A 23,143-nucleotide genomic window follows, 5' to 3' on the forward strand; every position below is an offset into this window, starting at 1 on the left:
CAATCCACGGCCAAGGTCGGAGGATTAGGCATGACACCCGTAGGAATCACCATCGCCGAATGCCGCCATGGCTACCAGAATAGATCGCCTCACCACTGTTCACTGCTTAGCGAGGTCCATTATGTACACCGCCATCGGATACGCCGCTCAATCGCCCACCGCCCCCCTCGCCCCCATGAAGTTCGAGCGGCGCAGCCCGCAGGCCGACGATGTGGCGATCGACATTCTTTACTGCGGCGTCTGCCACTCCGACATTCACCAGGCTCGCAACGAATGGGGCATCGCTGTCTACCCGCTGATGCCGGGCCATGAGATCGTCGGCAAGGTCACCGCCGTCGGCGCGGACGTCACGCGCTATAAGGTCGGCGACCTGGTGGGCGTTGGCTGCATGGTCGACTCCTGCCGCGAGTGCGAAGCTTGCCACGCCAACCTGGAACAATACTGTTTCGAAGGCATGACCCAGACCTACGCCAGCCCGGACCGTATCAGCGGCGGCCACACCATGGGCGGTTACTCCAACAGCATCGTGGTCAACGAGCACTTTGTGCTGCGTATCCCGCAAGGCCTCGACCCAGCCAGCGCCGCGCCGATTCTCTGTGCCGGCATCACCACCTACTCGCCCCTCAAGCATTACGGCGTGAAGGCCGGCGACAAGGTCGGCGTGCTGGGCATGGGCGGTCTCGGTCACATGGGCATCAAGTTCGCCAAGGCCATGGGCGCGGAGGTGACGCTGTTCACCCGCTCGGCCAGCAAGGCTGACGAGGCCCGTCGCCAGGGCGCCGACCATGTGATCGTGTCCACCGACGCCGAGCAGATGGCCGCTGCCGCAGGGCGCTTCAACTTCCTGCTGGACACCATTCCGGTGCAACACGACCTCAACCCCTACCTCAACACGTTGCATTTCGATGGTGTACACATCCTGGTGGGCCTGGTCGAGCCGATCGATCCACCGGTCCATGCGGCCAACTTGATCTTGGGTCGTCGCGTCCTGGCCGGCTCGTTGATCGGCGGTATCGCAGAAACCCAGGAAGTGCTGGATTTCTGCGCCGAACACAACATCAGCTGCGACATTGAAATGCTCGACATCCGCCAGATCAACGAGGCCTACAGCCGCATGATCGCCGGGGACGTGAAGTACCGCTTTGTCATCGACATGGCGACGCTCAAGGCCTGACCTTCGTCAAACCTTGGCACCCAGTTCCGCCGATAGCCGGGCTGTGACCCCTTTGACCAGGGGAATCAGCTCGGCCATTTTTTCCAGCGGCATATATGGCACGGTGCTAGCGATGCTGATGCCGGCAACGATGCGCTTGCCAGCGTCACGAATCGGCGCCGCCACGCAGCGAATCGACGGTTCGTTGTCTTCCAGGTCGAACGCATAGCCCCCCGCCACATACTCCACCATCCGTTGCTGGAACTGTTCCCAGGATTGCTCTTGGTGCTGGGGCCAGAACTGATTTTTCCCGCCGGCCGGAAGGCTGATTTCGTACAGCCGTTTCCATTGTTCCTGAGCGTCATCGAGCATCAGCGCCTTGCCAATCCCCGTGCGCGCCAACGGCATGCGATGGCCTACGCGCGAGCGCATTTCCGGGCCGTTACGCCCCGGATTCTTCAGCAGGTACAAGACCTCGTCGCCCTCACGAATCGCCAGGTGAACAGTATCCCCGGTCAGCGCCGACAGCTCGTCCAGGTACGGCCCCGCCAGACTGACCAGTGGCAATTCTTCCCGGGCCTGGAAACCCAGCTCGATCAGCTTCGGCCCCAGCAGGTAACCCACTTGCGGCACCACCCGCAGATAACGCTCGTCCACCAGGCAACTGGCCAGGCGATGGGTGGTGCTGCGGGTGGTACCGATCAGCCGAGCGATTTCCTTCAAGTCACGGGCGCCGCTGGCGACCGCCTGCACGACACCCAGGCCGCGCAGCAATGTCTGGGTGCCTGTAGGCGCTGCGTCCTTGGTGGTTTTTGGATCGTCTTGCTGCATAGCCGGCCTTCAACAGTGAGCGGGGGGAACGGGCGGCATTATGGTCGCCCGCCTCGTCGGACTACAACTCGATGCGCTCGACCTTCCCCACCAGCAGGATGTAGGACAGCGCGCCAGCCAACGCCAGAACAGAGATGTAGGTAATGGCCGGGGCAAACGAATCGCCGCTGGCGAGAAAGCCAATGACGATCGGCGTGGCGATGGCAGCCAGGTTACCGATGAAGTTGAACACCCCGCCCGTCAGCCCGAGCAACCGCGCCGGCGCCAGTGTGGAGACCAGTGACCAGGTGATCGACGCCAGGCCGTTGCCGAAGAACGCCAGGGCCAGGAAAGCGATCACCAGCGGTGTCGATTCAACAAAGTTGGCGCCGATGATCGCGGTGGAAATCAACAGGCCGCCAATGATCGGCAGCTTGCGGGCAAACCCCACCGTGGCGCCGCGACGGATCAGCCAGTCGGAGAAGAACCCGGAACACAACACGCCCACGAACGCCGCGAGAAATGGCAGCGACGCCAGCAGGCCAGACTTGATGAAGTCCATACCACGATATTTCACCAAGTAGGTCGGGAACCACGTCAGGAAAAACCACAGCGTGGAGTTGAGGCAGAACTGGCCCAGGTAAATGCCCCACAATTTTCGTTGGGTCAGGACAATACCCAGGTCGGTCCAGCTGAATTTTGCCTTGGCCTTCGCCGTATCGGCCTGGATATCCACCAGCCCGCCGCCTTCGCGGATCAGCTCGATTTCGGCGGCATTGGCGCCTTTGAAGTCCCGCGGCTCGCGATACACCGCGTACCAGATCACCGCCCAGAGAATGCCCACCGCGCCGGTGGCGACAAACACCATGTGCCAACCGAACGCGTGTTGCAGCCACGCCAGTACTGGCGTCAGGAAGGCCAACCCGACGAACTGCCCGGACGTGTAGAAACCGATGGCCGTAGCCCGCTCACGCTCTGGAAACCAGGTGGTGACCACGCGGCTGTTGATCGGGTATGCCGGCGCTTCCAAGGCACCGACCGCCATGCGCAGGACGAACAGCGCGATGAAACTGGCGGCGAAACCGAGCATCACCGTGGCCAGCGACCACAGCAGCAGCGCCACGCTGTACAGAATGCGTGGCGGTACCCGGTCCACCAGCCAGCCGCCGGGAATCTGCATGGCTGCGTAGGTCCAGCCGAATGCCGAGAAAATCAGCCCGACATGGATCGGATCAATGCCCAGTTCGCTGGTCAGCGCAGGGGCGGCAATCGAGAGGTTACTGCGGTCCAGGTAGTTGATCACCACGGTGATGAACAGCAGGACCATGATGAAAAAACGCTTGCGGCTGGGCGTCACCAACGACGCTTGCGCGCTCAGGGTGTGCGCTTGCATGTGAGGTGCCTCTTCTTATGTTTATTGAGGTCGAAACGAATGAGCAGTCCAGTCGACCCGTGGCGAGGGAGCTTGCTCCCGCTGGGCTGCGCAGCAGCCCCCTGGATGTATGGGCTGACATCTCTGCGACTGCTGCGCAGTCGAGCGGGAGCAAGCTCCCTCGCCACAGGGACAGTGGGTGTCTAGGCGATCACCACTCGGCAAAACTGCCATCGGCATGGCGCCAGATCGGGTTGCGCCAGCGGTGGCCGATGGCCGCGCGTTCGATGACGTATTCCTCGTTGATCTCAATGCCCAGGCCCGGGCCGTTAGGAATTTTCACGAAGCCTTTGTCGTAGTCGAACACCTGTGGATCCTTGATGTAATCCAGCAGGTCGTTGCTCTCGTTGTAATGGATGCCCAGGCTTTGCTCCTGGATGAACGCGTTGTAGCAGACCGCATCCAATTGCAGGCACGCCGCCAGGGCGATGGGCCCCAACGGGCAGTGCAGCGCCAGCGCCACGTCGTAGGCTTCGGCCATGTTGGCGATCTTGCGGGTTTCGGTGATGCCGCCGGCGTGGGATGCATCGGGCTGGATGATGTCCACGTAGCCTTCGCTGAGCACGCGCTTGAAATCCCAACGGGAAAACAACCGCTCACCGAGGGCAATCGGGGTACTGGTCAGCGGCGCCAGTTCCTTGAGCGCTTCGTAGTTTTCGCTGAGCACCGGCTCTTCGATGAACATCAGCTTGTAGGGATCGAGTTCCTTCATCAGCACCTTGGCCATCGGCTTGTGCACCCGGCCGTGGAAGTCCACGCCAATGCCGACGTTCGGCCCTACCGCGTCCCGCACCGCCGCCACGTTGGCCAGGGCGAGGTCGACTTTCTCAAAGGTGTCGAGAAACTGCAGCTCTTCGGTACCGTTCATCTTCACTGCGGTGAAGCCCCGCGCCACGGCCTCTTTCGCCGCCCGGGCGGTGTCCGCCGGCCGGTCGCCGCCGATCCACGAATACACGCGGATCTTGTCGCGCACCTGACCACCGAGCAAATCGCTGACCGACACGCCCAAGGCCTTGCCCTTGATATCCCACAGCGCCTGGTCGATGCCGGCCAGGGCGCTCATGTGAATGGCGCCCCCCCGGTAGAAACCGCCGCGATACAGCACGGTCCAGATATCTTCGATGTTGCGTGGGTCTTTACCGATCAGGTAGTCAGATAATTCTTCAACGGCAGCCGCCACCGTGTGGGCACGGCCTTCGACCACGGGCTCACCCCAACCGGTCACGCCCTCGTCGGTTTCGACCTTGAGGAAGCACCAGCGCGGCGGAACGATAAACGTGGTCAGTTTGGTGATTTTCATCTTGTTGTCTCTCTTGTCAGATGCAGCGCACGGGGCGCTGGATAAGTCTTCAGTTCAAGGCATTCCACGCGACCACGTAGGCCTTGGCGCGCACCGCCACCTCATCGGCCGTCATCCCTGGCTTGAACAGCCCGGAACCGAGGCCAAAACCCTTGACCCCAGCCTCGACGAACACCGCCATGTTGTCCGGCGTAATCCCGCCCACCGGCACCAGCACGGTCCCGGCCGGCAGCACTGCCAGCCAGGCCTTGACCACCGCCGGGCCCATTTGCTCAGCCGGGAACATCTTCAACACGTGGGCACCTTCGGCCAGTGCGGCAAAGGCTTCGGTGGGTGTGGCGACGCCTGGCGACAAATAGAGCCCTGCCGCTTTCGCCGCCCGCAGTACTTTCGGGTCGCTGTGGGGCATGACGATCACTTGGCCGCCGGCGGCTTTCACCTGCTCGACCTGTTCCGGCGTAAGCACCGTGCCGGCACCGATCAGGCAATCGGAGGGCAAGGTACTGCGCAGGATGCGAATACTTTCGTACGGCTCGGGGGAATTGAGCGGCACTTCGATAACACGAAATCCGGCGCTGTAGAGGACGTCGCCAATGGCGGCCGCCTCCTCGGGACGCAGACCGCGCAGGATTGCGATCAGCCCGTTGTGCGCCAGTGCTTGTGTGAGCATGTCAGACCTCCAGTCAGGTTTAACGCGATGCGGTGGAGTCGAGCAGTCCGGCCGCCACGGCCAGTTGCCACAAACCACGTTCGGTGGCCTGCTCGGCCAGGGTCACCCGGGCGAAACCGCAGGCGTCGAGGGCCCGTTGATAACGGGCACAGAGTTGGGAATTGCCGATCAACACCACCGTCGGCAGGTGGATGCTGTCGCGCCGCCGACGCTGTACCGTGGCCAGCGCCGTCAGCTCATGGCCAATCAACAGGCCAGAGAGGTAATCCGCCTGGGCGCTGGCCCCCAGTTCGCCCGTCAAGCCCAGGCTGCGGGCGCTGAACACGGTGGACAACGGGCCGATCTGGCCGTCCACCGACAGCGCCACCTGCACACCACGATCAAAGGCCTGACCGTCGAACGTCGCGCCGCGCTGCTGGGTGCGGCCGAGAATGCTGTGGTCGCTGAGCACGGCGAAGATCTCGCCGGTCATGAAGGTGTCGAAATGCACGATACAACCGTCGGCGACTTCCACCCATTTGGAATGACTACCGGGCAGGCCGATCAGCACCGCTTCGTTCGGCAGGCTATGCAAGGCGCCGAGCACCTGGGTCTCTTCACCGCGCATCACATTGGGCAACCGTGAACGCTGGATCACTCCCGGCACGATATGCACATCGACACCGCGAAGACTGCGTACGGTTTGTAGGGAGTGTCCGAGATTGGCGACGTTGGCGGGCGTGTCGCAGTAAGGCGCTTCGCGCCAGCCTTGAGCGCTACCGACCATGCCGCAGGCAATGACGGGCAGGCCTGGCTGCGCATCGAGCCAATCGCCGCAGGCCTCGTCGAAGGCCAGTTCGAAGCCGTCGATGCACACGCGACCGGCCAGGGTCCGCGGCCCGGAAGGCAACTGCATGATCCCCGAGGACAGCGAGCGCTGTTCGAGCACCTCGCCCCCGGCGGCGAGTTTGTAAGCCCGTAATGAGGTGGTCCCCCAATCGAGCGCAATCAATTGCGCCTGCATCCGTTTCACCTGTTCTGTTTTTTGGCAGTGAGTGAACGGACTATAAACCTGGGCGCGGCAAAATCTCAATATATAAATATCACTCCCACATAATGGGATACGAAGATCAACAAAAATCCAATCGCCATTCCTCCACGACCCTGCTACGTTTTCTGATCGGACCGCCTCAGCACTCAGGGAAACGTTATGGGACAACTGTTGAAAATCCTCGGCCGCACTTCCTCTATCAACGTCAGAAAAGTGTTGTGGACCTGCCAGGAACTGGAAATCGCCTACGAACGCGAAGACTGGGGCATAGGTTTTTCCTCGACCCATGATCCGGCATTCCTGGCACTCAACCCCAACGCCCAAGTGCCGGTGATCATTGATGAGAACGGTGTGCTCTGGGAATCAAACACGATCTGTCGTTATCTGGTGGGCAAGCACGGGCGCAGCGATCTGCTGCCGGTCGAGCCTGCTGCCCGGGCGCGGATCGAACAGTGGATGGATTGGCAGGCGACGGAACTCAACCCGTCCTGGGGCTACGCGTTCCACGCACTGGTGCGCAAGAATCCGGATTTCCAGGACCCGCAGCGCATTGCCGCCGGGATCAAAGGCTGGAACGAGAAGATGGGGTTGCTGGAACAACAGTTGAACCGCACCGGCGCCTATGTGGCCGGTGCAGATTTTTCCCTCGCCGATGTGCTCATCGGCCTGTCCGTGCACCGCTGGCGCCAGGCGCCCATGGAGCGTCCCGACTACCCAGCCGTGGCCGCCTACTGCAAACGCCTCGAACAACGGCCGGGGTTTGCCGAGTACGCATCCGCCGCGCACTCATGAACGGCTCAGTTGCCCTGGGCGAAATCCCGTAGCACCTTACCGTCCATTCGGTAGCGCACCCATTCTTCCTGGGGTTGCGCACCGAGGGATTTGTAGAACTCGATAGCCGGGGTGTTCCAGTCCAGCACGCTCCACTCGAAACGACCGCAATCATTGTCACAGGCCACTTTCGCCAGGTGGCGCAACAAGGTCTTGCCCGCCCCGCCGCCGCGTTGTTCCGGCGTGATGTACAAATCTTCGAGGTACAGGCAGTTGCTGCCCAGCCAAGTGGAGTAACTGAAGAAAAACACCGCGAAACCAATCGGCACGCCGTCACGCAGGCAGATCAGCCCATGGGCGGTCGCACCCTCGCTGAACAGGCTACGCTCGATGTCCGCCACACTGGCGATGACCTCGTGGCGGGCCTTTTCGTAATCGGCCAGCTCAGTGATGAAGGCAAGGATTTGAGGCGCATCGCTGGGTTGCGCAGGACGGATCTCGATCGACATGAACGGGCCTTGTAGCCAATTGAAAGCGCCATACTAAGCCGCCTGAGGGCGCTCGTCACACTTCAAGATAAATTTGAGGGGCCGGGCCCAAAACACCATTCGTCGCTCCCCAGGCACCAACCCAAATCCGGCGAGGCCAAAGATCAGGCAAGCATTCTGAAAAATGGAGGCGACACCATGATCACTTCAAGGCTGACTGCATTCACATTTGCCACGCTGCTGTCTTCAATCGCTTTCGCGGCTTCCACCTCCGGCACCGGACCAACCGACCCGGTGCAGGCACCCAATTCCCCCGCTACACAAGGCATGCCCAAGTTGAACACCGACGGTACCGGCGGCGGCCTGAACAATGGCCAGCCCGCCACTGGCAACGGCACCGATCCGCGTGTGCAAGGCAATGACATGGGGCGTCAGGGCGGCTTGAATACGCCGGACTCCAACACCCCTGACAACGCCGAGACCGGCGTGGGCTCGAAAACCACGACCGGTGGTTCGGGTTCCGAAGGCGGCGCCGCCAGCCAGTAGCCTCTGCTCAGACACTTGAGGAGGAAAATCCCATGCCTCGTGGAAGCAAAGACAAATACACCGCCGAGCAAAAGCGCAAGGCCGAACACATCGAAAAGAGTTACGAGAACAAAGGCCTGTCCGAGGACAAAGCCGAGGCACGCGCCTGGGCGACGGTCAACAAACAGTCCGGCGGCGGCGAACGTTCCGGCGGTTCAGGGAAGGCCAAACCGGCCGCGGAAAAGAAAACCGACCGCAAGGAATCAGCCCGACGTGCCGCCAAGACCCGCGAAGGCCATCCACGCACCAGCAAAGCCTCCCACGGGGCCCAGACGGTGGACAGCCTTATGAAGGAAGCCCGGGCGAAGAATATTTCCGGGCGATCGAAGATGCGTAAGCAAGAGCTGATCGAAGCCCTGCGCAAGGCGGGATGATCGTCGGCGTCAGGGAGGACGCCTTCGCGGGCAAGCCCGCTCCCACATGGGGTTTGCGGTGCGTGGCAGTGTAGTGCCGGACTCAAGAACTGTGGGAGCGAGCTTGCTCGCGATAGCGGTGGGTCAGCTTGCATCAATGCTGAATGTACCATCGCCTTCGCGGACAAGCCCGCTCCCGCATGGGGTTTGCGGTGCGTTGCAGTGTAGTGCCGGACTCAAGAACTGTGGGAGCGAGCTTGCTCGCGATAGCGGTGGGTCAGCTTGCATCAATGCTGAATGTACCATCGCCTTCGCGGGCAAGCCCGCTCCCACATTGCTGGGTCTGCACCAGGCCAAAAAGCCGGGCCTGCCCGCGAGGGACAGCCCGGCCGACGCAAGTCTCAGCGTTGTTTCAAACGGTCGATCACTACCGCCAGCAGCAGGATCGAGCCGCGGATGACGTACTGGTAGAAGGTGTCGATGTTCTTCAGGTTCATCGCGTTCTCGATGATCGCCAAAATCAGCACACCCGCAATGACGTGGCGAATCATGCCGATACCGCCGCTCAACGACACCCCACCCAGTACGCAGGCCGAGATCACGGTCAGCTCGAAGCCCTGGCCGATCATCGGCTGGCCCGAGGTCATGCGCGACGCCAGGATGACCCCGGCCAGGGCGCCGATCAAGCCATGCACGGCGAAGATGATGATCTTGGTGCGATCAACGTTCACCCCTGCCAACAGCGCCGCTTCCTGGTTGCCACCGATGGCCATGGTGTTGCGCCCGTAGGTGGTGTAGTTCAGCAGCCAGCCGAAAAACAGGAAGCAGACGATGGTAATCAGGATCGGCACCGGCACGCCGAACAGTTGACCGTTGCCGAACACGAAGAACGATTCCTGCGAGACACCCACCGCCTTGCCGTTGGCAAAGATGTAGGCCAGGCCACGGACGATCTGCATGGTCGCCAGTGTGGTAATCAACGCATTGACCCGCAGCTTGGCAATGACGATGCCGTTGATCAAGCCGACAATCAGCCCCATCGCCAGCGCCGCGCTGACGCCGAGGAACACGCTGTTGGTGTCGCGCATCACCACCGCCGCGACCACGCCGGCACAGGCAATCACCGAACCGACCGACAAGTCGAAGTGCCCGGACGCCAGGCAATACAACATGGTGCAGGCCGCGATGCCGGTGGTGGAAATCGCCAGGCCCAGGCCACGCATGTTCAGCGGCGACAGGAAGTTGTCGATCATCAAGGTGCAGAGCACGAAGATACCGATGGCCGCCAGCAGCATGACCCAGTCATCCAGGAAACGACGCAGGTCCAGGGGTTTGCGTGCCGTTGGCAGTGCATTGTTTTGAATGGTCATGATTTACCTCTCAGTTCGCCGCGTCGGCAACGCGTTGGCGCGGCAGCGCCAGTTGCAGCAGGTTGGATTCGTTGGCCTGGTCACGCGACAGCTCGCCGCGCATGGCCCCTTCGCAAAGCACCAGGATTCGGTCGGAAATACCCATCACTTCCATCAGGTCGCTGGACACCACAATCACCGCGATGCCGTCGGCCGCCAGGTTGTGGATAATCTGGTAGATCTCCGCCTTGGCGCCGATATCGATGCCACGGGTCGGCTCGTCCAGCAGCAGGACTTTCATCGGCATCGACAGCCAGCGACCGAGAATCGCCTTCTGCTGATTGCCGCCGGACAGGTACATGATTTTCTGGCTAGCCGCCGGGGTCTTCACCTTCAGCGACTTGATCTGCTTGTCGGCATTGCCCCGCTCCCAGTCGCCGCGCAGCAGGCAGCCGAGCGCGGAATGAGCCGGACGGGCACTGATGTTGATGTTCTCGCCCACGCTGCCCAGCGGAATGATGCCTTCCTTCTTGCGGTCTTCCGGGCAGAGCAGCACGCCAGCCGCGATGGCATCCCGGGGCGAACGCAGTTTCAATTCCTTGCCGTGCAGCACGAGACTTCCCTCGCTCTGGCGCTCCAGGCCACTGAGCAAGCGAAACAGCTCGGTACGACCGGCACCGACCAGCCCGAACAATCCAAGGATTTCACCCTTGTGCACCTGGAAGCTCACCGGTTCGCGCAAGCCCGGCCCCAGCAGGTCCTTCACCTGCAACGCCACATCGCCACGCTCCCGAGGACGGTAGTCATAGATGTCCTGGATATCGCGCCCCACCATGCACGTGACCAACTGATCGTGGGTCAGCTCGCTCATGTTTTCGAAGGTCCGGACATAACGACCGTCCTTGAACACCGTTACCGCATTACAGATACGGAACACTTCTTCCATGCGGTGGCTGACGTACAGCACCACTTTGCCCTCGTCTCGCAAGCGGGCGATGATCGCCATCAAACGGTCGATTTCACGGGCCGACAGACTACTGGTGGGTTCGTCGAAAGCAATGACGTGGGCGCCACGGGACAAGGCCTTGGCGATTTCCACCAATTGGCGCTGGCCGAGGGACAGGCGACCGACTTTTTCCTGCGGATCGATTTCGTCGGCCAGGCCTTTGAGCAGCGTCAGCGCCTGCTGGCGCAGCACGCCACGATTGACCAGGCCGAAACGCGCCGGCAAATGGCCGAGAAACAGGTTTTCAGCCACGGTCATTTCCGGCACCAGGTGCAGCTCCTGGTGAATCACCGCTACCCCGCTGGCGATGCTGTCGGCGGTGCCTTTGAAGGCCATCGTCTGTTCGCCGATCTGCAGGTCACCGCTGCTCGGGATATAGGCGCCACCGAGGATTTTCAGCAACGTGGACTTGCCCGCGCCGTTCTCGCCCATCAAGGCATGGACCTGCCCCGGATGAGCGACGAAACTGATATTGGCCAACGCCTGCACGCCGGGAAAGGACTTACCGATCCCGTTGAACCGCAAGCTGCCGCCAATGTTGTGTTGCCGTGTCGCTGTTTGCGCTTGCATAACCACCTCGAACTTACAGAGATCAAGCGGCCCCGCCATTCGGTGACCAGGGCCGCTTTTGAATCAACCGACCGTCAGTTCCACAGGCCGATCTTTTCCAGCTCCTGCTTGAAGTTCTCCCGGGTGATCAGCGTCACCTCGTCCATGGCGGTGTACTTCGGCGGTTCCTTGCCGGTGGTGATCCACTCGTACATCATCTCGGCGGTCTTGTAGCCTTCGATGTGCGGGCTTGGCAGCATCGAACCGAAGAAGCCGCTTTTCGGTTTCTTCAGCTCACCGATGGCGTCGGTGCCGTTGATGCCGATGCCGATCACGTTGTCGGCCTTGAACCCAGCTGCTTCGGTGGCGCGCACGCCGCCCAGCACGGTGTTGTCGTTCATGCCGCCGATGATCAGGTTCTTCGCGGCGCTTGGCAGCTTCACCAACGCCGAGTTGGTGGAGTCCATGCTGCCGGGTACGTCGAGGGTCTTGAGCGCCGAATAAAGGATATGGTCTTCCGGCATCCCGGCTTTCTTCAGGGCATCGACCGAACCGTCGGTGCGCTTCTTGCCGGTGTCCAGCTCGTTGAAGGTGTTGATCACCGCGTAGGTATCTTTCCACTCCCAGTTGCGTTTTTTCGCTTCAGCGGCCATGGCAGCGCCCTGCTTCTGGCCCACTTCGAACGCGGCCATGCCCAGGTACGGCACGTCTTCCATGAACTTGCCGCTGGCGTCGACGAAACGGTCGTCCACGGCAATGACCTTGAGATCGTTGAGCTTGGCCTTGGCCATGATGGCCGGGCCGAGGGACACATCCGGCGGGCAGATCACGAAGCCCTTGGCACCGTTGGCGGCCAGGCTGTCGATGGCCGAGAGGGTTTTCTCGCCGTCGGGCACGGCGATCTTGATCAATTCGAAGCCTTTGTCCTTGCTCGCCTTCTCGGCGAACGCCCATTCGGTCTGGAACCAAGGCTCCTCGGCCTGCTTGACCAGAAAACCGATTTTCACGGGATCAGCCGCCAGCAAGCTGCTGCTGAGGCTGACCGCGGTAACCGCCAAGGCGGCGCGACACAGGGAACGGATCCCACGACGATGATTCATAGTTGACTCCTTGTTTTTTTTATTGAAAGCCAAACGTCCAGGGTCTGCTCCACCGACGGTGGAAATGCGCAGGCTGGGCGGTTACATCAAGTTGCTACACAGCATAGGCCTAAATAGTCATATCGTATGATGATTGGATTACAGGCGAAGTTTCCCACTGCAATCCAGGAATATTCAGTCGTGGTACATGACCGAACGTCCTCCATCAATGGTGATGCATGAGGCATTGATAAACGGTGCTTCGTCACTGGCCAGGAACACGGCCGTCATTGCCACTTCGATCGGTTGCCCGACGCGCCGTGGCGGGTGCAGATCCAGCGCACGCTGGCGTTCGGCATGAGGATCGGCAAAGCCGTTCCAGTAGTCGACGTTCAGTTGGGTTTCGATATACCCCGGTGCAATGGCGTTGACGCGCACCCCTTTGGGCGCGTACTCGATGCCCAGGGCGCGGGTCAGGCCGAGCAGGCCGTGCTTGGCCACCGGGTAAGGGAAACAGCCGGGAATGATGTGGGACGAATGGACGGAGGCAATGTTGATGATGCTGCCCACGCCCTGCTCGAGCATCTGCGGCAATACCGCCTTACAGCCGTACCAGGCGCCATCCAGGTCGATGGCGAAGCAGCGACGCCAGTCTTCTTCGGTCATTTCCAGCGGATCACGGAAGACATTCACGCCCGCGCAGTTGACCAACACATCGATGCGGCCGTGCAGCTCGACAGCACGACGGGCCATGGCCTGCAAGTCCTGCTGCTTCGACACATCGGCCTGTAGTGCGTGCACATCGGCCCCGCGTTCACGCCAATGGGCGGCCACCGCCTCGACCTTCTCGGCCTGGATGTCACTGATCACCAACCGTGCCTGTTGCGAAGCGAACGCGGCGACGATCGCCTCGCCAATGCCCTGGGCAGCGCCGGTCAGCAGCACCACCTTGTTTTTCAGGCGCTCGCCCTTCGGCGGCTCAGGCACCGGCGGCAAGACAAGAGCCTCAGCCATGGATCAAGACCCCTGTTCGCAGGCACGACAAAAACCGGGCACCCAGGGATGGCCGGTCAAAAGGCGTGGCAAAAAACAGTGAGTCGCGTATGCCACCGGGGCGTACGGGGGAGGATCGTTGCATCACTTCACCTGTTTTGTTTTTTTAGTGTGAGTGCGTATTGCTGATGGAGCCGACTATAAACCCGACCGCCGAATAATCTCAATATATATATTTACATCCCATATTTTGGGATTCATCCCGCAAACCGAGTACAGGCCACGCCCGGTACGTCGACCCGCATCGACAGTACCGCGCCGTCCAGGGGATGACCCAAAGGACTCGCGGCACTGGTGATGTACAAGGTCTTGAGGTCTTCCCCCCCAAACACACAGCTGGTTGGGCGACTGACGGGTAACTCGATCACCCGGTCGACATGGCCATCCGGATGCAGCCGCAACAGGCAACTGCCGTCCCAGCGCGCGTTCCAGATATAACCCCGGGCATCCATCGCCGAACCGTCCGGCCCACCGCGCGGGTGGGGACCGAACCAGGCCTCGGCGGGTGCCAGGTGGCCTTCAGGGTAGATAAAGTGTCGATACAACGTGCCGTCGAGGCTTTCGCCGAAATACACCGTGGTGCCATCGGGGCTCCACAGCAAGGTGTTCGGGATGCCCAGTCCGCGCAACAACGGCATGACCCGGCCATCGCCTCCGACGCGAAACAGGCCCCCGGACCGTCGCTCGACCGGCAAGTCTTCGCCCGCTTCACCGATGTTGTTCTGCATGGTGCCGAGCCAGAGTTGGCCCAGGGCATCACAACGGGCTTCGTTGGGACGATTGCCGGGTTGCGGATCGGCCATGCACAGCAGGGTCAGGCGTGGTTCCAGGCCCGGCGAATCCAGGTCCAGCCGGTAGACACCACTGCTCAGCGTCACCAGTGCGTCGCCACTCTGCGTCGGGATGAACGCGGACACGTGCTCGGGCATCTGCCAGATCTGCACATTGGCGCCGATCAACCGCAGCGCCTGCTTGCCGGCGATATCGACCCAGTACAAGGCCTGGGTCGGCTCATCCCAGAACGGCCCCTCGCCCAATGTCGCCCGATGTTCCGTAACAGCCGTCCACTTCATTGAAACCTCCCGTTCCCAGTTTGCCCGGTGGCGTCTGTTCGACCGGCCATGACGTTAGGGTAAAAGCGCTTGATGGCCAGGTCAGCGTTATCGATCAGGGTCATGCAGGCCCAGACGCCCCGCGCCGCGTCACGGGCCTCGATGGCGTCGGCGATATCCTTGTGGATGGGCAATGTGCGGCGTAGTTCATCCGGATCGGCAGCCGACACCTCGAACGATACCGCCAACAGCGCGCCCAGGGCCGGGACCATTTGTTCGATGAATTGATTATGGCTGGCGGCGAGGATGCACTCGTGGAAAAACTGGTCGGCGCGGTTGTAATCGGCGCCGCTGTCCACGGCCCGCTCCAGCGCATGATAAGCCAGGCGGATTGCCTGCACCTGGTCGGCCGTGGCCCGCTCGCAGGCCCAACGCACCGCCATCGGCTCGATGGTACGGCGCAGGTCCAGCAGGTCATCGACGAAGTTTTCCGGCAGGCCGCTGCGTGACAGCCAGCCGACCACTTGTGGGTCGAACAGGTTCCAGCGCCGCACCGGCAACACTCGCGTGCCGACTTTCGGCCCGACTTCCAGCATGCCCTTGGCCACCAGGGTCTTGATCGCCTCGCGAATGACCGTGCGGCTGACGCCCAGTTGCTGGCCCAGGTCCGCCTCAACCTTGATGGTCTGCCCAGGCTTGACCTGGCCGGCGGCTATCCAGCCACCCAGCCAATCGACGGTCGATGCATGAAAACTGCTGGACATGAACACCCCAGGGCCACTCTTATTGGAGGCCCACGCTAATCATCATATGATTGGGTGTCAATTTGAATTTTACTTGGCCACTGTGGGAACGAGCTTGCTCGCGAAAGCGGTGGGTCAGTCAAGAAGATGCTGGATGTGCCGACGCCTTCGCGAGCAAGCCCGCTCCCACAGGGTTCAAGGCTCCAGGCCGATCGGGAAGAACACGCCGCCACTCCACACGCCCAGCCATCTCTGCCCATCGATCTCGCGACTGACCGCCAGCTCCACCAGTTGGTAGAACACATTGCGATGGATCAGCGCTTCGAGATTGCTGCGCACATGCACATAAGGCGCGGGTTCCTGGGTCTGGGGATCAATCACCACCCGCATCGGATGTTCGTCGCCGGCCTCAGTGGTTTCGTCGACATTCGTCGTGAAGCGCAATAACTGCCCTTCTCCCTCGCCTTCAACCTCAAGGGTCACGGCCACGAACGGCGTATCGTCGACCTTGATGCCGACTTTTTCCACAGGGGTAATCAGGAAGTAATCATCGCCGTCGCGGCGGATGATGGTGGAGAACAGCTTGACCATCGGCTTTCGCCCGATCGGCGTGCCCAGGTAATACCAGGTGCCGTCCCGGGCGATGCGCATGTCGATATCGCCGCAGAAGTCGGGGTTCCACAAGTGGACCGGCGGCAGCCCTTTGGTCTTGGGGATTTGCCCCAGCAAGTCATTGGCTTTTTGCGGTCCGCTCATGGTGACTCCTTGTATTTATTCGTCGCTCATCCCCAGCAGGCTGCGGGCATATTCACGCAACGGTGTAGCGATGAGGTCTTGTGGCTGCTTGTCGTGCAACGTCAGTAAACCGCCACGACTCTTGATACGAGCAGTATCAATCAAATACTGGGTGCTGGTCTCGATCAACATGATTTGAATCACGCTGGTGTCGACCCCCAGGCGATCCACGGCTTCTTCATCCTGCCACTCGTCGGTGTTGCCGATGCGGTTGTCGGCTTTGGCAAACCGGGTGTAGAGCAAGTAATGGGCACCGGCGGAACGGGCTTCGCCCATGGCCTGATCGAGTCCTTCGGGAGCCCGGGCGCGACGGACCATGGGGAAATACTCGATAAAGCCATTGAAGGCTTCCTCGGCCACCACATTGGGACGTGGATAGGCACTGCCTGGCGGAGCAAAGGCTCCCTGGGCGATGTAGATGAAGGAATCCGGCTGAATACGCAGATTGTTCACTCGACGGCTGTCGCTATGATCCAGCAGGCCGGCATCGCTCATGTGATAACGAACGCCCTCTCCCATGTCGCTGACATTCATGCAGCCACCAAGCGCCAAAACGGCCAGCAGCAAAACCAGGCTACGCATCCTACCCTCCAAAAACCGGTGTCGGAAAACCGGCGAATGGCCAGTGGATGCAGCTTTTGCGCCAGACCAGGAGATTGACTGGATTTTCAGCCTGGAATGCTGTTGTGGCGAGGGAGCTTGCTCCCGCTGGGCAGCGAAGCGGCCCCCGCTTGGCTTTGCAAAGGCTTACGACTGCTGCGCAGCCGAGCGGGAGCAAGCTCCCTCGCCACAAAGGCCGGTCAGCCGCCGATGATCTTCATGATGGTCGCACCGCCAGAGAACGCCACTTCCTGCTTATCCCCCAAGGCTTTTACCAGCAACCGCTGAAGCGCCGGCAATGCCTGATGCCGCGGTTTGTCCAGGAGATCACCGACAAAGTGACGATTGCTGGACGACAGGCAGCCATGCAACCACCCCGTAGAGGACAGCCGCAGCCGCGAGCAGGTACGGCAGAAAGGCACGCTTTCATTGGCGATCACGCCGAAATAGCCCTGTCCCGGGATCTCATAGCGCACCGCCGTGGCATCCACCGGGGCATCGGCCTGCAGGTATTCGTACTGATCGCCGATCAGACTCAACAACTGTTGGAGACTGACAAACTGCTGCAAAAATGCGTTGGAATCGCTGGCCAAGTGGCCCATGCGCATCAACTCGATAAAACGCAGTTCATAGCCGCGTTCCATGCAGTATTCGAGCAAGGGCATCACCTGATCCAGGTTTTGCCCGCGCAACGGCACCATGTTGACCTTGATCTTCAGGCCCGCCGCCCGGGCCTGATCCATACCGTCGAGCACCGTCGCCAAATCACCGCCGCGGGCGATGCTGCGAAACGCGTCGGGATCCAAGGTATCGAGGGAAACATTGATGCGGCGGATGCCGGCATCCACCAGCAAGGGCAGTTTTTTCGCCAGCAATTGACCGTTGGTGGTCAGGCTGATGTCTTCCAGCCCCATCTGCCCCACCGCCATCATGAAGCTTTCAAGCTTGGGGCTGACCAGGGGCTCGCCGCCGGTGATACGCAACCGCTCGATTCCAGCGGCCTCGATCAGATAGGCCACACCCCGCGCCATCGCCTCGGCCGACAGTTCATCCTGCGCAGCCACCAGCCGCTTGCCGTTGGGCACGCAGTAGGTACAAGCGTAATTGCAGGCGGAAGTCAGGCTGATCCGCAAATTGCGAAAGCGCCTGCCTTGACGGTCAACGATCATGGATCACTCCGGCGAAAGAAGAATCGGACTCCCGAAACTTGACCTAGAAATCAAGTATGCGCAAGGCCCAAGCCTGAGTATATTCCTGGGGCACTGCGCCATGTAAGCGGACATGGCGCAATAAGGCATCTGAATGTCAGCTGCTAGGAACGTCGGTATCGCGCTTGCGCTTGTTGCCCATGCGCACGCCAATGTCCATCAGGAACTGGAAGAAGCCTTCCTGGTCTTCCAGCACATTGCTCCAGAACGGCGAGTGATACAGCGCCACCGCGCCGTGCACCAACGCCCAGGCGGCGCAGTAATGGAAATAAGGCGGCACGTCTTCGAGCTTGCCTTCGCTGATCCGGCCCTTGATCAGTAGCGTGAGGCGTTCGAAGTTCGAGGCGCGGATCTTGTGCAGCTCCTCGACCATCTCCGGCACCTGGTTGCCCTTGACCACCTTCTCTTCCAGGCGATCGAACAAGCGGTAACGCTGCGGGTCGCGCATGCGGAACTCGAAGTAGGCCCGGGACAGGGCCTCCTTGTCCTTGTCCACGTCAGCCGAATGCAGCAGCTCGTTCAAATCGCGCTCGTAATCGAGCATCAGGCGCAGATAGATCTCTGCCTTGGATTTGAAATGTTTATAAATCGTGCCTTTGCCGATACCCACGGCATCCGCAATCATCTCGACGGTGACACTGTCTTCACCCTGATCGAGGAACAACTTGAGCGCGGTGTCGAGAATTTCCTGCTCGCGGCGACGAAACTCACGGACCTTACGGGGTTCTTTGTGCATAAGAAAAAGGTCTGAAGGGTCAAAATTCGAAGCCCGGTATTATGCCTAACTTACGTAAAAATGCACGGATCATCCGTTCTCGACCACAGTTCTTCCTAAAACCGTGCACGCCCGGAGCCGCTCTTTTCGCCCCGACACGCCGCCCCGGCGAGCTTTGGCGACAGTGAGAACTTATCCGAAGCGAGCGTATTCCAAATATGTTTAAAAACCGCCTCGGCCCGACTGGACGCGTTGGGATACTGATCAATACTTGAACTGTCAGCGCGACATCTCCCCCAAGTGACGCGCTGATAAAGGTACCAACGGACCGCGTGCCTTTGTTTTACTCCTAATGGTCTTAACCCGGATTCACCCCCCAGAACCCGGGTTTTTTTTGCATGAAATTCAGGCTTGCGCCGGACGAACGTGAGCCAGCGGAAACAATTGCTTAAAATTTTTCGTCGTCTGCTCAGCGAACCGCTCGTAGGACTCGCCGCGCAACATCGCCAGAAACTCCGCCACTTCTCGTACGTATTGCGGAAGGTTCGGCTTGCCACGATACGGAATCGGCGCCAGGTACGGTGAGTCGGTCTCCACCAGCAAGCGATCCGCCGGCACTTTACTGGCGACGTCGCGCAGGGCGTCAGCGTTGCGGAACGTGACAATTCCAGACAAGGAAATGTAGTAACCCATGTCCAGCGCAGCCTTGGCCATGTCCCAGTCTTCGGTGAAGCAATGCAGCACCCCGGCCTGGGGCAGCGCCGCGTCACGCAGCAAGGCCAGGGTGTCGGCCCGGGCGCCACGGGTGTGGATGATCACCGGTTTACCGGTCTGTTGCGCAGCCTCCAGGTGCAGTCGGAACGAGGCTTGCTGGACCTCGGCGGCTTCTGGTTCGTAGTGATAGTCCAGACCGGTCTCGCCAATGGCCACCACCCGCGGGTGGTCGAGCTCACGCAGCAGCCAGTCCAGGGCCGGCGCGGCATCGGGCTGCACATCCAGCGGATGGATACCGACCGAACAATCGACATCTTCATAGCGTTCAGCCAGCGCCTTGACATCAGCAGCGTTGTCGGCGCTGACACCAATGCACAGGAAGTGGCCGACGCCTCGTTGGCGGGCGGCGTCCAGTGCGGCATCCAGGGAGCCGTCATGGGCAGCAAGGTCGAGGCGGTCAAGGTGGCAATGGGAATCTACAAGCATAGAGGGCTGGGCTACATCGTATGGGTGGGACGGTCGGACTTCAGGGTTCCGGCCAAGTGGGTTTCGATCTGATTACGGGCCGAACTGTCGCCTTCATTGAACTGCACGCCTACGCCAGCGGCCCGATTGCCCTGAGCGCCTTTGGGGGTCATCCAGATCACCTTGCCGGCGACCGGGATCTTCTCCGGTTCATCCATCAGGCTCAACAGCATGAACACCTCGTCGCCCAAGCGATAATTCTTGTTTGTGGGAATGAACAGGCCACCATTTTTGATGAAGGGCATGTAGGCGGCGTAAAGCACCGACTTATCCTTGATGGTCAGGGACAGGATGCCGTTGCGTGGCCCGGGGCTGACAGATTCGTTCATGCTGATCTCCGCTGCGATTGAGCTGAGTCTAGGCCGTGTCTGTCAGTTTCGACCAGGCAAACTCGCCCACTGCACCAACAGAGCCTCGAGCAACAACACCCGATTGAGGTTTGCCTTACCCAGCACCTTCTGACGTTGGGCAAGAATCCAGTCCTGAATGTTCAAGATTTTGTCCTGGCTGCTTTTTTGCGCCAGGTATTGGATCACCTTGCGCATGTCCGCCAACCCCAGGCCGGCCTCGTCCTCGGTGAGCTGGTAGCGCAGGATCAGGCTCGACCAGTCGCAGAACCAGTCAAACAGCAATAGCAGCGGGATGGCATTCCAACCTTCAGCCAGTTGCGTGGGGGATTGCTGCTGCTTGAGCAGTTTTTTCACTCCGTCCACCACCAACGCCCGCTGCTCCAATACGCCCTGGGCCCGAAGACTGACGGCCGCCAAGGGCGAACCGGCGGCCAGGGTCAGCAATTCGACGCGTTCTTCATCGCTGCTGTCAGGCAAGGCCTGGGCCAGCCACTGCAGGCTCGCCGCCTCGCTTGGCAGCGGACAGGCCTGCTGTACGCAGCGGCTCTTGATCGTCGGCAGCAAGCGGCTCGGCTGGTGGCTGACCAGCAACAGCACGGTGTCGCCAGACGGTTCTTCGAGGCTCTTGAGCAAGGCGTTGGCGGCGTTGATGTTCATCGACTCGACCGGCTCGATCAACACCACTTTGCGCCCACCCATCTGCGCAGTCTGGACCACGAAACTGACCAGATCACGAACCTGATCGACCTTGATCGCCTTGTCCGCTTCCTCCGGTTCCAGCACATAGTTGTCGGGATGGCTGCCAGCCTTGAGCAGCAGGCAGGATTTGCACTCGCCGCAGGCGTTAGAGGCGCCCGGGTGCTGGCATAACAGGCTGGCCATCAGACGCTCAGCCAACGCCCGCTTGCCAATGCCCACCGGGCCGTGCAGCAAATAGGCATGGGCATGCTGGGCACGCCCGGCGAGCTGTTGCCAGAGGCCGTCCTGCCAGGGATAGGCTTCAGCCACGGGCACGCTCCAGCAAACGTGGCAGCAGGCCGTCCAAGGACTGCTGGACCTGCGTCAACGGTTGCGCGGCATCGATCAACAGGTAACGAGCCGGATCGGCCTTGGCGCGACTCAGGAAGGCATTGCGCACCGCGTTGAAAAAAACCTGGCCTTCCAGTTCAAAGCGATCCAGCCGGCCTCGCGCACTGGCGCGGGCCAAGCCGATTTCCACCGGCAGATCGAATACCAGGGTCAGGTCCGGCCGCAGGTCGCCCTGGACGAAGGTTTCCAGCGCGGCAATGCGCTCCAGGGACAAGCCTCGGCCGCCGCCCTGATAGGCGTAGGTCGAATCGGTAAAACGGTCGCAGAGCACCACCGCGCCACGGGCCAACGCCGGGCGAATCACCTCGGCCAAGTGCTGCGCCCGGGCAGCGAACACCAGCAACAGCTCGGTGTCGGGGTTCATGACTTCTTCGATCGGGGCCAACAACACCTCGCGAATCCGCTCGGCCAACGGCGTACCGCCGGGTTCACGGGTCAGCAGTACCTCGATGCCGGCAGCCCGCAGGCGTTCGGCCAGGTATTCGCGGTTGGTACTCTTGCCGGCGCCTTCGGGGCCTTCCAGCGTAATAAACAAGCCAGTCACGGGCGATCCTTAATCAAAGTCATTGCGGGCTCGGCGGCTCGCTGGCACTCGGTTCGGGGGCAGGTTGCTGTGCAGGTATCGGGGGCATGGCTTCGGGCGCGGTATCAGGCGAAGCGGCGGGAATCGGCACCTGCTCGTCCGGCGTGGCCGGGGTCGGGCTGGAGCGGTAATCGGCGCGGCGCTTGAGCTGGAATTCGCGCACCGCGTTGTTGTGCGACTCCAGATCATCGGAGAACACATGGCTGCCATCACCGCGGGCGACAAAGTAGAGGCTGTTGCCCTCCGCCGGGTTCAACGCGGCATGAATCGCCTCGCGCCCCACCATCGCAATCGGCGTCGGCGGCAGCCCCGGAATCAAATAGGTGTTGTACGGGTTTTCTTCTTTCAAATGGGCGCGAGTAAGTTTGCCGGTGTAGCGCTCGCCCAGGCCGTAGATCACCGTGGGGTCGGTTTGCAGCAGCATGCCCAAGCGCATGCGGCGCACGAATACGCCGGCAATCTGCCCGCGCTCCTGGGGCACGCCGGTTTCCTTTTCCACCAGGGACGCCATGATCAAGGCTTGATAAGGCTGGGTGTAAGGCACATCGGCGGCACGCTGTGCCCACTCCTTGGCAAGCACGTCTTCCAGCCGGTCATAGGCTTTTTTCAGCAGATCGGCATCCGACGTACCGCGCACAAAGCGATAGGTGTCCGGGAAGAACCGCCCTTCGGGAAATACCCCGGAATGGCCAAGACGTTCCATCACCTGGCTGTCGCTCAGCCCGGTGAGTGTCTTCTGGAGCTTTTCATCCTTGGCCAGCGCCGCACGAACCTGACGGAAATTCCAACCTTCCACCAGCGTCACGCTGTACTGCACCACTTCACCACGCTTCCAGACACCGATCAGGTTCTCCATCGTCATGCCCGGCACCATCCGATATTCACCGGAGTGCAACGGCTGGTCAGCGAGATTGAAGCGCCAATAGACCCGCAGCCAGAAAGCGTCCTTGATCAGGCCGTCGGATTCGAGGCGCTTGAGGGTACCAGTCGGGGTGGTACCGTTGGGTACGTCCAGCATTTCTTCCTGGGTGATGTTCAGCGGCTGTTGCAACGCCGAATGGATCTTCCAGGCCGAAGCGCCCAACAACAGCCCTGCCAGTACCAGTCCGGTTTCCAGCAGCAGCAAGAATTTACGTCTCAC

The 23,143-nt window shown here is 61.0% G+C and carries 25 protein-coding genes; 4 read left to right on the forward strand and 21 right to left on the reverse strand.

Annotated elements, in window-relative coordinates; all coding sequences use genetic code 11:
- The first annotated feature begins 121 nt into the window (after positions 1 to 121).
- Entirely contained in the window at positions 122 to 1,174 is a 1,053-nt protein-coding gene (locus CD58_RS20405; protein ID WP_025214834.1) for an NAD(P)-dependent alcohol dehydrogenase, read from the forward strand.
- Positions 1,175 to 1,180: 6 nt separating this feature from the next.
- On the opposite strand, the gene CD58_RS20410 is transcribed toward CD58_RS20405, so the two are convergent.
- From CD58_RS20410 to CD58_RS20430, 5 genes are all read right to left on the reverse strand, one after another.
- Positions 1,181 to 1,984, reverse strand: a complete 804-nt coding sequence (locus tag CD58_RS20410; protein ID WP_025214835.1) for an IclR family transcriptional regulator — start codon at positions 1,982 to 1,984, stop codon at positions 1,181 to 1,183.
- A 61-nt stretch (positions 1,985 to 2,045) separates the two neighbouring features.
- On the reverse strand, positions 2,046 to 3,356 hold the full coding sequence (locus CD58_RS20415) for an MFS transporter (RefSeq protein WP_025214836.1): 1,311 nt from the start codon (positions 3,354 to 3,356) through the stop codon (positions 2,046 to 2,048).
- 190 nt (positions 3,357 to 3,546) lie between these two features.
- On the reverse strand, positions 3,547 to 4,695 hold the full coding sequence (gene dgoD / locus CD58_RS20420) for a galactonate dehydratase (protein WP_003179439.1): 1,149 nt from the start codon (positions 4,693 to 4,695) through the stop codon (positions 3,547 to 3,549).
- 49 nt (positions 4,696 to 4,744) lie between these two features.
- Positions 4,745 to 5,365: a 2-dehydro-3-deoxy-6-phosphogalactonate aldolase gene (locus tag CD58_RS20425; RefSeq protein WP_025214837.1), complete on the reverse strand. Its 621-nt coding sequence runs from the start codon at positions 5,363 to 5,365 to the stop codon at positions 4,745 to 4,747.
- 19 nt (positions 5,366 to 5,384) lie between these two features.
- Entirely contained in the window at positions 5,385 to 6,368 is a 984-nt protein-coding gene (locus CD58_RS20430) for a 2-dehydro-3-deoxygalactonokinase (protein ID WP_025214838.1), read from the reverse strand.
- Between the two features lie 186 nt (positions 6,369 to 6,554).
- Here CD58_RS20430 and CD58_RS20435 point away from each other — a divergent pair, with 186 nt between their 5' ends.
- Positions 6,555 to 7,187, forward strand: a complete 633-nt coding sequence (locus CD58_RS20435; RefSeq protein ID WP_025214839.1) for a glutathione S-transferase family protein — start codon at positions 6,555 to 6,557, stop codon at positions 7,185 to 7,187.
- A gap of 5 nt (positions 7,188 to 7,192) precedes the next feature.
- Here CD58_RS20435 and CD58_RS20440 read toward each other — a convergent pair whose 3' ends face one another.
- Entirely contained in the window at positions 7,193 to 7,675 is a 483-nt protein-coding gene (locus CD58_RS20440) for a GNAT family N-acetyltransferase (RefSeq protein WP_003179435.1), read from the reverse strand.
- Between the two features lie 177 nt (positions 7,676 to 7,852).
- On the opposite strand from CD58_RS20440, the gene CD58_RS20445 reads away from it, so the two are divergent.
- Positions 7,853 to 8,200 carry a hypothetical protein gene (locus tag CD58_RS20445; protein ID WP_025214840.1) on the forward strand — a complete coding sequence of 116 codons (348 nt, stop codon included), beginning with the start codon at positions 7,853 to 7,855 and terminating at the stop codon, positions 8,198 to 8,200.
- Between the two features lie 32 nt (positions 8,201 to 8,232).
- On the forward strand, positions 8,233 to 8,613 hold the full coding sequence (locus tag CD58_RS20450) for a Rho termination factor N-terminal domain-containing protein (protein ID WP_025214841.1): 381 nt from the start codon (positions 8,233 to 8,235) through the stop codon (positions 8,611 to 8,613).
- Between the two features lie 380 nt (positions 8,614 to 8,993).
- Here CD58_RS20450 and araH read toward each other — a convergent pair whose 3' ends face one another.
- The 15 genes from araH to mltG form a co-directional block, all read right to left on the reverse strand.
- Positions 8,994 to 9,962, reverse strand: a complete 969-nt coding sequence (araH, locus tag CD58_RS20455; protein WP_025214842.1) for an L-arabinose ABC transporter permease AraH — start codon at positions 9,960 to 9,962, stop codon at positions 8,994 to 8,996.
- Positions 9,963 to 9,972: 10 nt separating this feature from the next.
- Positions 9,973 to 11,517 carry an L-arabinose ABC transporter ATP-binding protein AraG gene (gene araG, locus CD58_RS20460; RefSeq protein WP_025214843.1) on the reverse strand — a complete coding sequence of 515 codons (1,545 nt, stop codon included), beginning with the start codon at positions 11,515 to 11,517 and terminating at the stop codon, positions 9,973 to 9,975.
- A 74-nt stretch (positions 11,518 to 11,591) separates the two neighbouring features.
- Positions 11,592 to 12,596, reverse strand: a complete 1,005-nt coding sequence (locus CD58_RS20465) for a substrate-binding domain-containing protein (protein ID WP_025214844.1) — start codon at positions 12,594 to 12,596, stop codon at positions 11,592 to 11,594.
- Between the two features lie 174 nt (positions 12,597 to 12,770).
- On the reverse strand, positions 12,771 to 13,589 hold the full coding sequence (locus tag CD58_RS20470) for an SDR family oxidoreductase (RefSeq protein WP_025214845.1): 819 nt from the start codon (positions 13,587 to 13,589) through the stop codon (positions 12,771 to 12,773).
- 236 nt (positions 13,590 to 13,825) lie between these two features.
- Positions 13,826 to 14,701 (reverse strand): SMP-30/gluconolactonase/LRE family protein, encoded by an 876-nt coding sequence (locus CD58_RS20475; RefSeq protein WP_025214846.1) that lies wholly within the window; start codon positions 14,699 to 14,701, stop codon positions 13,826 to 13,828.
- Positions 14,698 to 15,444, reverse strand: coding sequence for a FadR/GntR family transcriptional regulator (locus CD58_RS20480; protein ID WP_025214847.1), 747 nt, complete (start codon positions 15,442 to 15,444; stop codon positions 14,698 to 14,700). The genes CD58_RS20475 and CD58_RS20480 overlap by 4 nt, the downstream gene beginning before the upstream one ends.
- A 174-nt stretch (positions 15,445 to 15,618) precedes the next feature.
- Complete coding sequence (locus CD58_RS20485) at positions 15,619 to 16,179, reverse strand: DUF1285 domain-containing protein (RefSeq protein WP_025214848.1); 561 nt, start codon at positions 16,177 to 16,179, stop codon at positions 15,619 to 15,621.
- Positions 16,180 to 16,194: 15 nt separating this feature from the next.
- Positions 16,195 to 16,800: a DUF4823 domain-containing protein gene (locus CD58_RS20490; protein WP_025214849.1), complete on the reverse strand. Its 606-nt coding sequence runs from the start codon at positions 16,798 to 16,800 to the stop codon at positions 16,195 to 16,197.
- Positions 16,801 to 17,018: 218 nt separating this feature from the next.
- Positions 17,019 to 17,987, reverse strand: coding sequence for a GTP 3',8-cyclase MoaA (locus CD58_RS20495; RefSeq protein WP_025214850.1), 969 nt, complete (start codon positions 17,985 to 17,987; stop codon positions 17,019 to 17,021).
- 136 nt (positions 17,988 to 18,123) lie between these two features.
- Positions 18,124 to 18,762, reverse strand: coding sequence for a TetR/AcrR family transcriptional regulator (locus CD58_RS20500; RefSeq protein ID WP_003204240.1), 639 nt, complete (start codon positions 18,760 to 18,762; stop codon positions 18,124 to 18,126).
- A gap of 384 nt (positions 18,763 to 19,146) precedes the next feature.
- Positions 19,147 to 19,941, reverse strand: a complete 795-nt coding sequence (locus CD58_RS20505; protein WP_025214851.1) for a TatD family hydrolase — start codon at positions 19,939 to 19,941, stop codon at positions 19,147 to 19,149.
- 11 nt (positions 19,942 to 19,952) lie between these two features.
- Positions 19,953 to 20,309, reverse strand: a complete 357-nt coding sequence (locus CD58_RS20510) for a PilZ domain-containing protein (RefSeq protein ID WP_025214852.1) — start codon at positions 20,307 to 20,309, stop codon at positions 19,953 to 19,955.
- Between the two features lie 42 nt (positions 20,310 to 20,351).
- Entirely contained in the window at positions 20,352 to 21,338 is a 987-nt protein-coding gene (locus tag CD58_RS20515) for a DNA polymerase III subunit delta' (protein ID WP_025214853.1), read from the reverse strand.
- Positions 21,331 to 21,963: a dTMP kinase gene (gene tmk, locus CD58_RS20520; RefSeq protein WP_025214854.1), complete on the reverse strand. Its 633-nt coding sequence runs from the start codon at positions 21,961 to 21,963 to the stop codon at positions 21,331 to 21,333. The genes CD58_RS20515 and tmk overlap by 8 nt, the downstream gene beginning before the upstream one ends.
- A 19-nt stretch (positions 21,964 to 21,982) precedes the next feature.
- Entirely contained in the window at positions 21,983 to 23,143 is a 1,161-nt protein-coding gene (gene mltG, locus CD58_RS20525; protein ID WP_025214855.1) for an endolytic transglycosylase MltG, read from the reverse strand.

The organism is Pseudomonas brassicacearum (assembly GCF_000585995.1).
GTDB lineage: Bacteria > Pseudomonadota > Gammaproteobacteria > Pseudomonadales > Pseudomonadaceae > Aquipseudomonas > Aquipseudomonas brassicacearum_A.